The organism is Streptomyces sp. NPDC092369 (genome assembly GCF_044755245.1).
Classification (GTDB): domain Bacteria; phylum Actinomycetota; class Actinomycetes; order Streptomycetales; family Streptomycetaceae; genus Streptomyces.
The window spans coordinates 96,717-109,920 of sequence record NZ_JBIVQP010000009.1 but is presented as its reverse complement, the minus strand read 5'-3'; the positions used below and the strand labels follow the sequence as shown (position 1 = coordinate 109,920).

General features: G+C 71.5%; 12 protein-coding genes. 5 read left to right on the top strand and 7 right to left on the bottom strand.

Annotated elements, in window-relative coordinates; genetic code table 11:
• Positions 1 to 481: 481 nt before the first annotated feature.
• From ACIQI8_RS41335 to ACIQI8_RS41320, 4 genes are all read left to right on the top strand, one after another.
• Positions 482 to 1,321: an RNA polymerase sigma factor SigF gene (locus ACIQI8_RS41335; RefSeq protein ID WP_402363120.1), complete on the top strand. Its 840-nt coding sequence runs from the start codon at positions 482 to 484 to the stop codon at positions 1,319 to 1,321.
• A 476-nt stretch (positions 1,322 to 1,797) separates the two neighbouring features.
• Positions 1,798 to 3,036: a PP2C family protein-serine/threonine phosphatase gene (locus ACIQI8_RS41330; RefSeq protein WP_402363431.1), complete on the top strand. Its 1,239-nt coding sequence runs from the start codon at positions 1,798 to 1,800 to the stop codon at positions 3,034 to 3,036.
• A 280-nt stretch (positions 3,037 to 3,316) separates the two neighbouring features.
• A complete protein-coding gene (locus ACIQI8_RS41325) occupies positions 3,317 to 3,739 on the top strand; it encodes a hypothetical protein (protein ID WP_402363117.1) in 423 nt (140 codons plus the stop codon).
• A gap of 158 nt (positions 3,740 to 3,897) precedes the next feature.
• Positions 3,898 to 4,572: a DUF6766 family protein gene (locus ACIQI8_RS41320; RefSeq protein ID WP_402363114.1), complete on the top strand. Its 675-nt coding sequence runs from the start codon at positions 3,898 to 3,900 to the stop codon at positions 4,570 to 4,572.
• 7 nt (positions 4,573 to 4,579) lie between these two features.
• Here the strand turns inward: ACIQI8_RS41320 and ACIQI8_RS41315 are convergent, their stop codons facing one another.
• Positions 4,580 to 5,701, bottom strand: a complete 1,122-nt coding sequence (locus tag ACIQI8_RS41315) for a hypothetical protein (RefSeq protein ID WP_402363111.1) — start codon at positions 5,699 to 5,701, stop codon at positions 4,580 to 4,582.
• A gap of 609 nt (positions 5,702 to 6,310) precedes the next feature.
• Between ACIQI8_RS41315 and ACIQI8_RS41310 the strand changes: the two genes are divergently transcribed.
• A complete protein-coding gene (locus ACIQI8_RS41310; protein ID WP_402363108.1) occupies positions 6,311 to 7,231 on the top strand; it encodes a polysaccharide pyruvyl transferase family protein in 921 nt (306 codons plus the stop codon).
• Between the two features lie 62 nt (positions 7,232 to 7,293).
• Here ACIQI8_RS41310 and ACIQI8_RS41305 read toward each other — a convergent pair whose 3' ends face one another.
• Genes ACIQI8_RS41305 through ACIQI8_RS41280 form a run of 6 tightly spaced genes read right to left on the bottom strand, consistent with a single transcriptional unit; the run spans position 7,294 to position 13,195 of the window.
• Positions 7,294 to 8,190 carry a glycosyltransferase family 2 protein gene (locus tag ACIQI8_RS41305; protein WP_402363105.1) on the bottom strand — a complete coding sequence of 299 codons (897 nt, stop codon included), beginning with the start codon at positions 8,188 to 8,190 and terminating at the stop codon, positions 7,294 to 7,296.
• Positions 8,187 to 9,053: a glycosyltransferase family 2 protein gene (locus ACIQI8_RS41300; RefSeq protein ID WP_402363103.1), complete on the bottom strand. Its 867-nt coding sequence runs from the start codon at positions 9,051 to 9,053 to the stop codon at positions 8,187 to 8,189. The genes ACIQI8_RS41305 and ACIQI8_RS41300 overlap by 4 nt, the downstream gene beginning before the upstream one ends.
• The gene (locus ACIQI8_RS41295; protein WP_402363100.1) at positions 9,050 to 10,000 is read right to left on the bottom strand and encodes a glycosyltransferase family 9 protein; all 951 of its coding nucleotides are present in this window, start codon (positions 9,998 to 10,000) and stop codon (positions 9,050 to 9,052) included. Before ACIQI8_RS41295 ends, ACIQI8_RS41300 begins: the two co-directional genes overlap by 4 nt.
• A complete protein-coding gene (gene rfaE2 / locus ACIQI8_RS41290) occupies positions 9,997 to 11,394 on the bottom strand; it encodes a D-glycero-beta-D-manno-heptose 1-phosphate adenylyltransferase (protein ID WP_402363096.1) in 1,398 nt (465 codons plus the stop codon). Before rfaE2 ends, ACIQI8_RS41295 begins: the two co-directional genes overlap by 4 nt.
• Positions 11,391 to 11,978, bottom strand: coding sequence for an SIS domain-containing protein (locus tag ACIQI8_RS41285; protein ID WP_402363093.1), 588 nt, complete (start codon positions 11,976 to 11,978; stop codon positions 11,391 to 11,393). The genes rfaE2 and ACIQI8_RS41285 overlap by 4 nt, the downstream gene beginning before the upstream one ends.
• Complete coding sequence (locus tag ACIQI8_RS41280; RefSeq protein ID WP_402363090.1) at positions 11,978 to 13,195, bottom strand: glycosyltransferase; 1,218 nt, start codon at positions 13,193 to 13,195, stop codon at positions 11,978 to 11,980. The genes ACIQI8_RS41285 and ACIQI8_RS41280 overlap by 1 nt, the downstream gene beginning before the upstream one ends.
• Positions 13,196 to 13,204: the final 9 nt, after the last annotated feature.

Genomic DNA, 13,204 nt, shown 5'->3' with positions numbered 1-13,204 from the left:
CCGCCGCCCCCCCCCCCCCCCCCGGGGGGGGACACTTATATCCCTCCCGCCGCCCGCCCCCCCCCCCCCCCCCCCCCCGCGGGGGGGGGCGCCCCCCCCCCCCCCCCCCCCCCCCCACTTCTATTCCGGGCCGTCAGCAAGGGCCCTGCTCTCGCCTTCTTCCTGATCGCGTGGCACCGCACGCGCTCCCGTAGACAGAGAGGGATCACTTCGGGGAATCACCACCGACCTGCCCCCCAGGCATCCCCGCCTCCAGCTCCACCGCGCCCCGCGACTCTGCACCGACGGCATCACCGAAGTCCGCACCTATGAGAGGGTGCCGAAGACGGGACACAGGCGGCTCGGGAAGCGAGCCGAGGGCAGCCGAGGCACCCCCTCTCAAATCACCTGGTATGCATTCCTCGAACCCGGGTAAGCCGATCATTGCCGGTGGACAAGGAACCGGCGGCACGGAGTCTGGATCACGCGGGAGGGGCCCGACATGACGGTGCCGAAGACGGCAGAGGCGCAGACCGTGGTGCTGCCGGAGATCGCGGACCCTTCGCGGGTCGCTCCCAAGGATGCCCGTCAGCTGACCAGGCTGTTCCTCGACCAGCTCAATGTCCTCGAAGAGGGCACGGACGAGTACCAGTACGCGCGCAACACTCTCATCGAAATGAACGTCACGCTCGTCCGGTACGCGGCTTCACGGTTCCGCAGCCGTGACCAGGACGAGATGGAGGACATCGTCCAGGTCGGCACGATCGGACTGATCAAGGCCATCGACCGGTTCGAGCTCACCCGCGAAGTCGAGTTCACCTCCTTCGCCATCCCCTACATCACCGGCGAGATCAAGCGCTTCTTCCGCGACACCACCTGGGCCGTCCACGTCCCCCGCCGCCTCCAGGAAGCCCGCGTCCAACTCGCCAAAGCCAACGAAGAGCTCCGGAGCCGGCTAGGCCGTACGCCCACCGCCCAGGAACTCTCCCAGCTGATGTGCCTCAGCGAAGAAGAGGTCAACGAAGCACGCCTCGCCTCCAACGGCTACAACTCCGCCTCCCTCGACGCCGTCATCAGCTCCAGCGACGACGGCGAAGCCGCGCTGGCCGACTTCATCGGCCTCGACGACAACGCCCTCGAACTCGTCGAGGACTTCAACGCCCTGGCCCCCCTGATCGCCGAACTCGATGATCGTGAAAGGCGCATCATCCACATGCGGTTCGTCGACGAACTCACCCAGGCCCAGATCGGCGAACACCTCGGCGTCTCCCAGATGCACGTCTCCCGTCTCATCTCCCGCACCCTCGCTAAACTCCGCGCAGGCATGCTCGCCACCGACTGACTGCCCCGGCGCAACCCGCCCGCTGCCCCCCGTTACGTTGGCCGCGTCTGCACACCGAGGGCGTCGAATCGCTGGAGATCCACCCCGGCCTACTGCTCGGCATGCCGGAGGTAATGTTCTGCGACTCCTCCGGCTTCAACGCGCTGCTGCGGATCCGGCGGCGGACGACGGAGACCGACGGCTGGCTCGCACTGGCGGGCCCCTCAAGTGGGCCGCTTGCTGGCACTCACCAGCGGAGATCACACCCTTTTCGCCGTCCACCCGGGCCAGGAGGATGCCCTGACCGCCTATGCGGGCCACTGACCGCGCCCGTCCGCCGGGCGGGGGAGCAGATGGCCCGTTGCGAGGCGAAAGGCGGTGGAGGCAGTGGGATGCAGGAGAAACAGGGGGCACTCGCAAGGGGTCAGGGTGTGATCCATGACGAGGACGGGACGCGGCCGATGGTCGAGGACTGCCGGGACGCAGGAGGACGGCGGATGCTCGCGGGGCTACTCTCCGCCAGTCACCTGATGCCGCTGGAACTGCTGCCGACCACCACGGCCGAGCACGCCGCGAACGCGGGATTCACCGACGTCCTGATCTACCTGGCTGACCTCCAGGGGGACGTCCTGCGGCTGCTGACCGGCGAAGGCCCGAACGCGGGGCAGGGAAGGGCCGACGAGGCAGGCGAACTGCGAATCGACAGCAGTATGGCGGGACGCGCCTTCCAACACGGGCTGGTCCTCGCCGGAGCCTCCATCGGTGCGCGGGGCAAGCACTGGTGGGTGCCACTCCTGGACGGTACGGAACGCCTGGGCGTGCTGCGTATCACCACCGACGCGGAGGACACACGGACGCGGGAGGACATGAAACTGCTCGCCTCCCTGCTTGCCCTGATCGTCCACAGCAAGCAGTCCAGCAGTGACGAGCTGGCCCGGCTGACCCGCTCGCGGCCGTTGAACATCGCGGCTGAGATGCAGTGGAACCTGATGCCCCAACGCAGCTACGCCGACGGGCGGGTGGTGATTGCCGCGGCGATGGAGCCCGCCTACATGATCGCCGGTGACGCTTACGACTACGCCACCGCCGGCGACGTAGTGCACCTGTCACTCTTCGACGCCATGGGCCACGACACGGCGGCCGGTCTTACTGCCACTCTCGCCATGGGCGCCTGCCGCAACTCCCGCCGCCAAGGGGCCGGGCTGGCCGAGGTCAGCGAACAGGTGGAAAAGGCGCTGATCGAGCAGTTCGGCCAATCGCGCTACGCCACCGGCGTCATCGCTTCCCTGGACACCAGTACCGGGGTGCTGACCTGGGTCAACAGGGGGCATCCCCCGCCGGTGGTCATCCGCGGCGGACGCTGGCACACGACGCTGAAGTGTCCGCCCGCACATCCCATGGGTACCGGGCTGGGGCTGCCTGTCACGCTGTGTCGCGAACAACTGGAGCCTGGCGACCGCCTTGTGCTGTACACCGACGGCATCACCGAAGCGCGATCGGCGGACGACCGGGAGTTCGGCCGGGAGCGTTTCGTCGACTTCCTCGTCCGCCACCACGCGGACGGCCTCCCTGTACCCGAGACTCTGCGCCGGCTCATCCACGCCGTCCTCGATCACCACGACGGACGGTTGCAGGACGACGCCACCGTCCTGTTCTGCGAATGGCTCGGACCGACCGCCGCCCCCAGTGCCGAAGCAGCGGCTCTGGCGGGCCTGCCGTACGACGGCCCCGCCTGATCCGGTCGAATGCCGTGCAATGACGTCCGCGAGGACTTCATGCTCCCCGCTTCGCCGCTCTCGCATCCGATGACCTGCCGCGTACCCGGCGCCCGTTGGTTCTCACGGGGATCCGGAACGTGTTGATCGCCCCTGGCTGCCCATGGGATTCCTCGGAGCGGTCTCTCCGCGGTCCGCGCGTGCAAAGCAACGTCGCCGCACCGGGCGTGTCTCGCAGCGTTCCGGGTACGCGGCAGCTCACGATGGCAGCAGGACGTGCGCCGACGGAAAGGGAGCCGATGTGAGCGGACAACGTCGGCGTGTCACCGGTGTGCTCCTTGCCGTGTGTGCGCTTCTTCTGGGTCTTACCGCCTGCGGCGGTGCCGGCGGCCGCAGCGCGTCGGCGTCTGCCGCGGCCACGGCCTTCGAGCGGTCCCTGGCGCGGGGCGACCGGGCCGCTATCTGTGCGGCCCTGGCACCGCAGACACTCAGCGAAGTTGAGGACTCGGAGAAGAAGGCGTGCGTCGACGCCATCGGCTCGCAAGACCTTCCCGCCGGCGGTTCCGTCCGCGGTGTGGACGTGTACGGGCGTCAGGCACGGGCCGTGCTGAAGTCGGACACGCTGTTCCTGTCGCAGTTCCCGGACGGCTGGAAGATCGTGGCCGCCGGATGCACCTGGTCCCACTCAGGCCTGCCCTACCAGTGCTCGGTCAAGGGAGGCTGACACATGCGCATCATGTTCGTCCTCTGCCTGACGCTCGTTCTGGGCGGCCTGGCGTACTTCACCACCGTTGGACTGATGCAGAGATGACCGCTTCCGAGTCGCCGTCCCCACCCGACGCAGCGGGCCGAAAGAAGGGCGGGACCGCAAGCGGCCACGGCATGCGACGCTTCGTCCGCGACAACGGGATAAGTCTGGGCTTCGGAATCGCCTTCCTGCTCGCCCTCGCGGGGCAGGCGATCGCGGGCTGCGCGGAGTTCAACAACCAGCTCGCCACCGATGGCCTCGCACAGGTCGGCTTCCTCGACTACCTGGCGTCCTCCGACTTCGCCGTCGACGTGACGGAGAACTGGCAGTCGGAGTACCTGCAGTTCTTCCTGTACATCTTTGCCACCGTCTGGCTCCTGCAGCGCGGCTCGCCCGAATCGAAGGAAATGGACAAGGCTGGTCCCGAGTCGGACAAGGACCAGCACATGGGCGAGCACGCCGGCCCGAACTCTCCGCGCTGGGCCGGGATCGGCGGGGTACGGCAGGCTCTGTACTCGCGATCGCTCGGACTGGTGATGGCCACGCTCTTCCTCTTGTCGTGGACGGCACAGTCCATCGCGGGCGTCGCCGCCTACAACGAGCAGCAGCTGAGGCAGCTCCAGGCACCCATCAGCTGGACGCACTACATCGCGTCCGCCGACTTCTGGAGCCGCAGCCTGCAGAACTGGCAGTCCGAGCTGCTGGCCGTCGCCTCCATGGCCATCCTCTCCGTCTACCTGCGCCAGCGAGGCTCCCCGGAGTCAAAGCCGGTAGGCACCCCGCATACCGCTACCGGTATCGACGGCTAGGCGGTGCCTAGTCGCCGTGGTCGTCCTGCAGCACGTTGCGACGTTCCTGTTCGCGCTTGGAGTAGGCGGCCGCCCGGATCGCCTCGTCGCTCTCCAAGCCCGATCCCAGGGCACCGCCCACCGTGGCGATCGAGGCGACGAACCAGGAAAGCGTCCAGTACTCCGTGGCGTGAAGCGGGGATTGTGTCGTAGAAGCGAACACGTGGTCGTTGAGGATGAACAGGGCCCACACCAAGTTGATGGCCATCAAACCTACGTAGCAGACGAGCACCCCGATACCCACCGTGAAGACGGTCGAGGCGTTGTAGAGAGCCGTCCTCTTCTTCGCCTGCGACGAGACCTCCGCTGTTCGGTACCACAGGTTCGCGTCCACGATCAGCCAGCCGATCATGAGCGCGAGAGACCCGACCATGGCAATGACGAGGCGCGGCGAGCTCAGGGACGCGGCCAGGCTCCAGACGGTGGAGTTCACGGTGGCGACGGCACCCGTGGCGAGTGCGGCCGCCAGGGCCTTTGACAGCCCCGGTACCAACCGCCACGGCCGGTTGGCGCGGACCATTCCGAGGAGCACCCTGAGGTAGCCGCGCGGCCCGCTCGCGACGTATCGCAGATCGGCCGTCTCCTCCTCATCGACCGGGCCCTGATGGATGGGCGCGAGACGACCGACGAAGTGTCCCAGCGGCGGCTGGCTTCGCGGAGTTCCCTCAGCCTCGGTGGCCCGTGAGCCCGCCAAGCTGCGCACGACTTCTTCCACGGCTCGCCGGGCCTTTGTCTGCAGCCGCCAGCCTCCCAGTGAAGGAAGGGACAGGAGCGCCAAGCCGTGTTCGTGGCTCAGGTCCACCACGAGCTTGCGCCTGTGCGAGTGCAGTGGAAGGTCGGTGAGAGCTACGACGATGTCCCAGTTCTCCGCGCTTGCACGGTCCATGATCCGGCGCATCAAGGTGGACGGATCTTCGGTCCCTGCGGTGAAGGGCTCGCTGACCACCTGGACGTCGAATCGTCGCCCCTGGCCCGACGTGTCGGCGAGTCGATCGGGAAGTGTCCGGGCCATGCGCTGCGCGATCTCCGTCGGCGTATCCGGGTCCGCGAGGAGAGCCACGACCGTAACGTCCTGCGACGACACTGGCATGGCTGGCCCCTTCTCGTCGGCTGCCCCCGCGAGTGCCCACGGACACCGCCGACGTAACGTCGACGCCGCGTGCCGTGCCGGCTCCCGCCGGCCGGCGCAGGTGCTACGGCCGGATCTGCTCGTCCTGCCAGTACAGGGCCTGCTCTCACCACCAAGGTCACGTGGGCAAGCCGACCGAGGAGCCGCCGGGAGAGGTTGCGGACTCTCGTGGATGCGCAGGTGAGAGCGGGCGGGGAGAGCCTGCGCGGTCGGTAGCGTTCCTCAGGAGATGTTCGCCCGGGACGGCCCATACGCGTGGCGGCCGTCCGTTCGGGCACTCGTGTCGCGCGGGCCGCCGCGTCCTCGATGACGAGCAGGCGGCACTTTCCGGCGGTCCGCCCAATGTCCTTGTCTCGTGGTGTCATCGCGGAACGGTTGCGCAGCGAACCGGCTTCGCCCCCTGGGTCCGGGTACGTCCGGAACGGGTTGGTGCCGCACCACAGGGGTACCCGGGGCGTGTTCCGGCAGGGCGGAGTCATCGCCCCGCACGGCCCGGTGGTACCGGAGAACTCGATGGGCCGGAAGAGCACTCCCCCGTCACCGACATCGGGAATAGGGATGAACGACCTCATGACATCGCTGTCCCGAGCGCTGGCAGCCACTGCCCGCGAACCCCGGCGCCTGCTGCTGACGGGATGGTTCAGTTTTCTGGACGGGGAGGCGACCGCCGGCGACGTCCTGGCTCAACGCCGCGTCTCGGAGACCCTCACCGCGATGGGCATCCGTCACGACACCGCGTGGAGTCCGGGTTTCCGCCCCGGCGCGCTCTCCCTGGAGGCGGCCAGGCCGGACGACTACGACACCCTGCTGTTCGTCTGTGGGCCCCTCCACGGCCCCCAAATCACCGGCCTGCACCTCCGCTTCGCCGCCTGCCGTCGCCTCGCAGCCGGCGTCTCGGTGATCGACGCCGGTGATCCCGCCGTCACGGGCTTCGACGTGGTGATCCCGCGCGACGGCACGCCGGCCGACCCGGTCGCCGACCTCGCGGCAAGCGCCCCGCTCGGCCCTGAACCGCCCGTGGTCGGGGTCGTACTCTCCGCCGGACAAGGTGAATACGGCACGCGCCGGCTGCACACGCCCGTCAACGAAACGCTCCGCGACTGGCTGCAGTCCATGGACTGCACGCGCGTCGAGGCGGACACCCGGCTCGCGGTGGACGACTGGCGGTTGTGTGCCACGCCCGAGCAGTTCCTCGCGCTGGTCGGACGGCTCGACCTCGTCGTCACGACACGGCTGCACGGACTGGTTCTCGCCCTTCGCCGAGGCACACCGGTCATCGCCGTCGACCCCGTCAGCGGCGGTGCGAAGGTATGTGCCCAAGGACGCGCACTGCGCTGGCCGGCGGTCCTCGCCTCGGACGACCTGCTGCCCACAGTCTTGGAGCATTGGTGGGCCTGGGCCCTGTCGGACGAGGGACGAGAGGCGGCGAGGGCCCAATCGGACGCCCTTGCCGGGCCCGGAGCGGCCAGCGGACGAGCACGAAAAGACTGACCGTCAACGGCCACGTGGACCAGCCGTGGGTCCACGTATGCGGGGACCCCGGCCCGACGTCCTCAGCTCACGTAGCGGCGAGCGGACGAACGCCGCTGTGCTTCCTCCAGAACCCGCATCCGCGCCTCGACCTCCGCCGGGAGCACACGCCGCTCGCGCAGCACCCAGGGCAGGGCCGCCGCCGCCTCTGTGAAGGCCCGCAGGGACACCATGTCGCGCGGCACCGTGCGCGCCAGATGCACTGTGCGGCGCAGTGCGCGTCCAGCGGGGCGGCGCAGCCAGGTGAACCACAGGGTGTTGCGGATGCCGTCCGCTCGACGCCGCACCGGATCCCGCACGGTGGACGGTTGGTGGTGGATCGTCAGGTGATCCGCGTACGTCAGCCACCAGCCGTTCGCCGCCAGGTCGGCGGCCAGCAGCTCCTCCTCGCCACCCAGCCACAGCCGGGGGTGGAAGCCGCCCGCGGCACGGAAGGCGTCGGTGCGCAGGGCGGTCGCGGCGGCCAGGAAGGAGCCCAGCGCGGGGCCGGGCAGCCAGGCGGGGCCGCGCACGGGAGAGTCGCGCAGTTCCTCGATGATCGGATCCTCGACACTTCCCGGTTCGACCAGGATGCGGGTCGTGACGGTGGCGAGCTCCGGGTACCGGTCGAGCAGGTCGGCGGCACCGGACAGGGAGCCGGGTGCCCACCAGGAGTCGTCGTCGCAGAACGCCACGTAGGGCGTGCGGACCTCACGGACCGCGAGGTTGCGGCCGACGGCACCGAGGTTGCGGCCGGGGCACAACAGCCGTACCCGTGGATGGTGGCGGGTGACCGCTTCGGCTGTGCCGTCGGCGGAGGCGTTGTCGACGACGATCACCGGTGGGCGCTCGGGGAGTTCGGCCAGCAGGCCGAGGGTGCGCAGCAGTTCGGGGCGGCGGTTGTGCGTGATGACCACGACGGTGGTGCGGGGGTCACTCATCGATGTCCTTCGTCCAGTGTGCGGGCCGCCCGCTCCAGGTCCGGGGGCAGGGGCCGGCGGGCGCGCAGGGCGGCCGGCAGACGGGTGAGCGTCTGGCGCAGGGCCTGGCGGGCGCCGGGGTCGCGTCGGGCGTCGGCGGCCAGGGTGCGGGTACGGGCGAGTGCGTGGGGCAGGGGGCGGCGCAGCCAGGCGGTGAGGAGTTCGTTGCGAAGGAGCCTCACCGGGCGGCCGGCGCGGGGCGACGGGTCGGGGTGGTGGTGGGCGACGACGTCCGGGCAGTGGGTCACGGCCCAGCCGCGCGCCGCGAGGTCGTAGGCGAGCAGGGTCTCCTCGCCGCCGAAGAACAGCAGCGGGTGGAAGCCGCCCGTCGCGAGGTACGCCTCGCGGCGGACTACGCAGGCGCAGGCGAGGAAGCCGAGGACCTGGGTGCCGGGCAGGCCGTCGGCCGGGCCCAGTGGGGAGGCGGCGAGGACGTCGTTGAGCGGGTCGGGCTCCTGGGTGGGCCCGACCAGCGTGCGGGCGGAGATCAGGCCGACCTGTGGATGGGAGTCCATCAGACGGGCCGCGCGGTCCAGGGCGCCGGGGGCCCACCAGGAGTCGTCGTCGCTGAACGCCACGTACGGGGTGCGCAGGGCGCGGACACCGTGGGTGCGGGCCAGCGCGCCCAGGTTGACGGGCAGGGCCAGCACCCGGACCTGCGGGAAGTCGCGGGTCACCCGGAGGCGGGTGTCGTCTGTGGAGGCGTTGTCGACGACGAGGATCTCGGGCCGCTCGGGCAGGTCGCGGAGGTGGCGCAGGGTGCGCATCAGGCTGTCAGAGCGGTTTCGGGTGGCGATGACGACGCCGACGGGGGTGTGATTCATGGGGCGGGCCGAAGCTGGTCCAGGGCGTTCAGTACGTCGGCGGTGCCGATGCGCAGCAGTGCCGGGTCGGTGCGGTGGCCGTGCGGGTCGCCCTCCGGGCCCGGGTGCCACAGCACGCGGTGGCGCGGATCGGGCGGCGGGCCCCAGCGGCTCGGCGGGACCGGGCCGAACAGGGTGACCGACGAGGTGGCGTGGGCCACCGCGAGATGTGCGATGCCGGTGTCGCCGCTGACGACCGCGCTGGCGTCGGCGACCAGCGCGCAGAGCCGTTCGAAGGGGAGGCCGCCGCCGAAAAGGTCGGTGTCGGGGAGGCGTGCCTGCTTGGCCAGACGGGCCACGAGGTCGTCCTCGCCCGGTCCCCCGGTGACCACCACCCGACGTCCGCGCTCGCGCAGGGCGGTGGCGACGGCCGCGTAGCGGTCGACCGGCCAGCACCGGGAAGGGGCGCCGGCGCCCGGGTGCAGGACGACGGCGCCCGCTGCGGGAGAGGGGCCCGGCGGGTGGGGCAGCCGCAGATCGGTGGGGTCTGCGGGGATGCCGTAGAACTCCAGGAGGCGGCACCAGCGGTCCCGCTCGTGTTCCTCCGGCAGCCAGCGCGGTCCCTCGATCTCCGGGGTGTCGGGGTGGGCGAAGGCGAGGAGACGGCGCGGGCGCAGCGTCTGGAGGAGGCGGTGGCTTGGCGGTCCGTTGCCGTGCAGGTCGACCGAGACGTCCGGTGGGGGTCCGGTCCAGTCGAGGGTGTCCGGTACGGCGCGGCCGGGGGCGGAGGCGGGCAGCAGGCGGTCGACCGCGCCGGTCGACGCGGCGGCCGGCGCCAGCTCCGCTGGGGCGGCCAGCACCAGTTCGTGACCGGGGAAGGACCGACGCAGCGCGCGCAGCGCCGGTACGCCGGCGAGGAGGTCGCCGAGACCGAGGGCGCGCAGGACGAGCAGACGGGGGCGTGTCATCGGACTCCCTGCGTCGCCCGGCCCAGCAGGCCGGTCGAGGACCTGCCGACGAGGTAGGGCAGCAGTACCGCCTGCCCGCCCCATTCCTCCAGCAGTGCCGCCTCGGGCAGGTCCGCGCCGGAGTAGTCGCCGCCCTTGACCCAGACGTCGGGGCGCAGCCCGGCCAGCAGTCGCTCCGGGGTGTCCTCGTCGAAGACGGCCACCGCGTCGACGCACTCCAGGGCACGGAGTACTCGGATCCGGTCGGCGAGCGGGTTCACGGGGCGCCCTTCTCCCTTGCGGCGCCGCACGGACATATCGGAGTTGACGCAGACGACGAGGCAGTCGCCCAGGCGGCGGGCCGCCTGGAGCAGGCCGACGTGCCCGGCGTGCAGCAGGTCGAAGCAGCCGCCCGCGGCCACCACGGTGCCGCCGGCGGCCCGTACCCGGGCGGCCAGGGGATACGGGTCCGTGGCTGTCGCGCCGGACGGCACGGACTCCGGCTGCGAGGAAGCCCCGTCGGTCATTCCGCCCGCGCCGCCCGCGCCGACGAACTCGGTCGCTGCGGCCACTGCGCCTTCCACCGCCTCGCCGACCAGTGTCCCGTCGGCCAGCAGTCCGGCGGCCGTGGCGGCGAAACGGTCGCCCGCACCGCAGGGGTCCTGGCCGTGTGCGGCGGGCGCCGGGACGAGCAGCGGGTGACCGCCGTAGGACAGCAGGGCGCCGTGTGCGCCCAGGGTCACCGCGACGGCGGCTGCCCCCCAGTGCCGTACCAGCGCGGCGGCCTCGCGAGCGGCGGCGCGCAGGTCACTGCCCGAGGACGCGTCGGGATCCTCCTCTGCGGCGGCCGCGGCGAAGGCGCGCGCCTCCGACCGCGCCGGGGTCACCAGCCGGGTCCCCGGCACCGGCGGCCCGCCGCGCGGGTGTGGGTCCCAGACCATGGGCGGGCGTTCGGCCAGTACGTCGCGCAGGGCGTCGGCCGCGCCCCGGCCGTAGTCCGAGACCAGGACGGCCGGAGCCGAGCGGACCGCCTCGCGGGCCTCGTCGGTGGCGTCGCGGACACGGCCGTCGCCACGGTCGAGGCGGAGGACCGGGCGGCCCCGCGCCAGTATCCGGGTCTTCTCGGGCAGCGCTCCGGTCAACGGCATGCCGATCACCTTCACGCGGCCGTCGAGCAGACGGCGCAGTTCACCACTTGCCGGGTCCTCGCCCACGCCGGTGACCAGGGTGACGTCCCGGCCGTCCGCGGCCGCGAGAAGGGCTGCCAGGGCGGCGCCGCCCGGCCGTACCCGCCGCGCGCGCTCGGTGACGACCGGCACGGGGGCGTCGGGGGCGAGCCGGTCGGCGGTGCCGGTCAGGTCACGGTCGAGGAGGGCGTCGCCGACCACCAGCAGCGGGGCCTCTCCCCCGCTCACCCTGTGCCCCTCTCCACCGCCGCGTCGAACGCCGCGCACACCATGTGCACCGCCACCAGGTGCAGTTCCTGGACGGTCGCGGCGGAGGCGCCCGGCACGCACAGCGCCTCGTCGCTGCCTGCCACCAGTGGGTTGGGGGCCGCGCCGGTCAGCGCCCACACGCGCATCCCCGCCGCGCGTCCGGCGTCGGCGGCCGACAGCAGGTTGGCGCTGGCGCCGCTGGTGGACAGCAGGATGAGCACGTCGCCGGGGCGCCCGTGGGCCCGTACCTGACGGGCGAACACGGCGTCCACGCCGTAGTCGTTGGCGATGGCGGTGGTGCTGGAGGTGTCGGCGTGCAGGGCGATCGCCGAGAAGGGGGGCCGGTCGTCTCGGTAACGGCCGACGAGTTCGGCGGTGAGGTGCTGGGCCTGGGCGGCGCTGCCGCCGTTGCCGGCGGCCAGCAGCCGTCCGCCGCCGCCGAGGACGCCCGCCAGCTGCTCGCCCCACCGTTCGGTGAGGTGGGCGCGGGTGCGGAACTGGGCCATGGCGTCGAGGAGTTCGTCACAGTGCGCGGTGACGGACGATTCGGCGTGGGTGCTCATCAGGCGACCTCCGTACGCAGTTCATGGCCCCGGGCGGTCTGCCGGTAGACCTCTTCCACTCCGTCCGCGACGCGCTGCCACGTGAAGCGCGCCAGCACGCGTTCGCGGCCCGCCTCCCCGAAGCGGCGGCGTTTGTGCTCGTGTTCGAGCAGGTCGCGTACGGCGTCGGCGACGGCCTCCGGATCGCCCGGAGTGACGAGCCGTCCGGTGCGCCCGTCGGCGACGGAGTCCTGATGGCCGCCGACGCCCGTGGCGACGACGGGGGTCCCGCAGGCCATGGCCTCCAGGGGGACGATGCCGAACGGCTCGTACACGGGAGTGCACAGGACCAGGTCGGCGTCGGCCATGAGCGCGGGCATCCGGCGCGGGTCGACGGCGCCGAGCAGGCGCACCCGGTCGGCCACGCCTTCCTCCTCGGCCAGTTTCAGCAGCCGTTCGGCCTCGGGGTCCCTGTGCAGCTCCAGCGGGGGCGGGCCCCCGGCGACGAGCAGTTCGGTGTCCGGAATCCGGGTCAGGGCGCGGATCGCCTGGTCGTAGCCTTTGCGACGGACCAGCCTGCCGCAGGACAGCAGCCGGTGTCGCCGCTCGCGCCCGGGCACATCGGCGGTGTCCGCTCCCGGGTGGAAACGGGCGGCGTCGACCCCGCACGGCACCACGGACATCCTGCGCCGGGGCACGCCCATGGCGGCGAGTTCGCGCACCTCGTCGGTGCATGTCGCCAGGACCTGCTCGCAGGTGCGGCCGATCTGCCGTTCGATGCCGACGCGTTCGGCCGGGCTGGTGTCGTCCGGACCCTGATGGCGCCGCTTGACCGTGCCGAGGGCGTGGAAGGTCTGGACGACCGGGATGCCCAGCGAGTACGCGCCGAGCTGGGAGGCCACGCCGGACATCCAGAAGTGGGCGTGCACCACGTCGGGCCGCTCATCGAGCCAGACCCGGTACAGATGGGCGCCGAAGCCGGGCATGTACGGGAGGAGGGCGTCCTTGGGGACGGGCTCGGGCGGTCCGGCCGGCACATGCTCGACGACACCGCCGCCGGGCAGCGGAACGCGGTCGGGCAGGTCGGTGGAGTCGCGCCGGGTGTAGACGGTCACGTCGTGTCCGCGTCGCGCCAACTCCTCGGTGAGACGGGCGACATACACGTTCTGTCCACCGGCGTCCACCCCGCCGAGCGCCGCGAGCGGGCTCGCGTGCTCGGACACCATCGCGATCCTCATCGGGTCCCC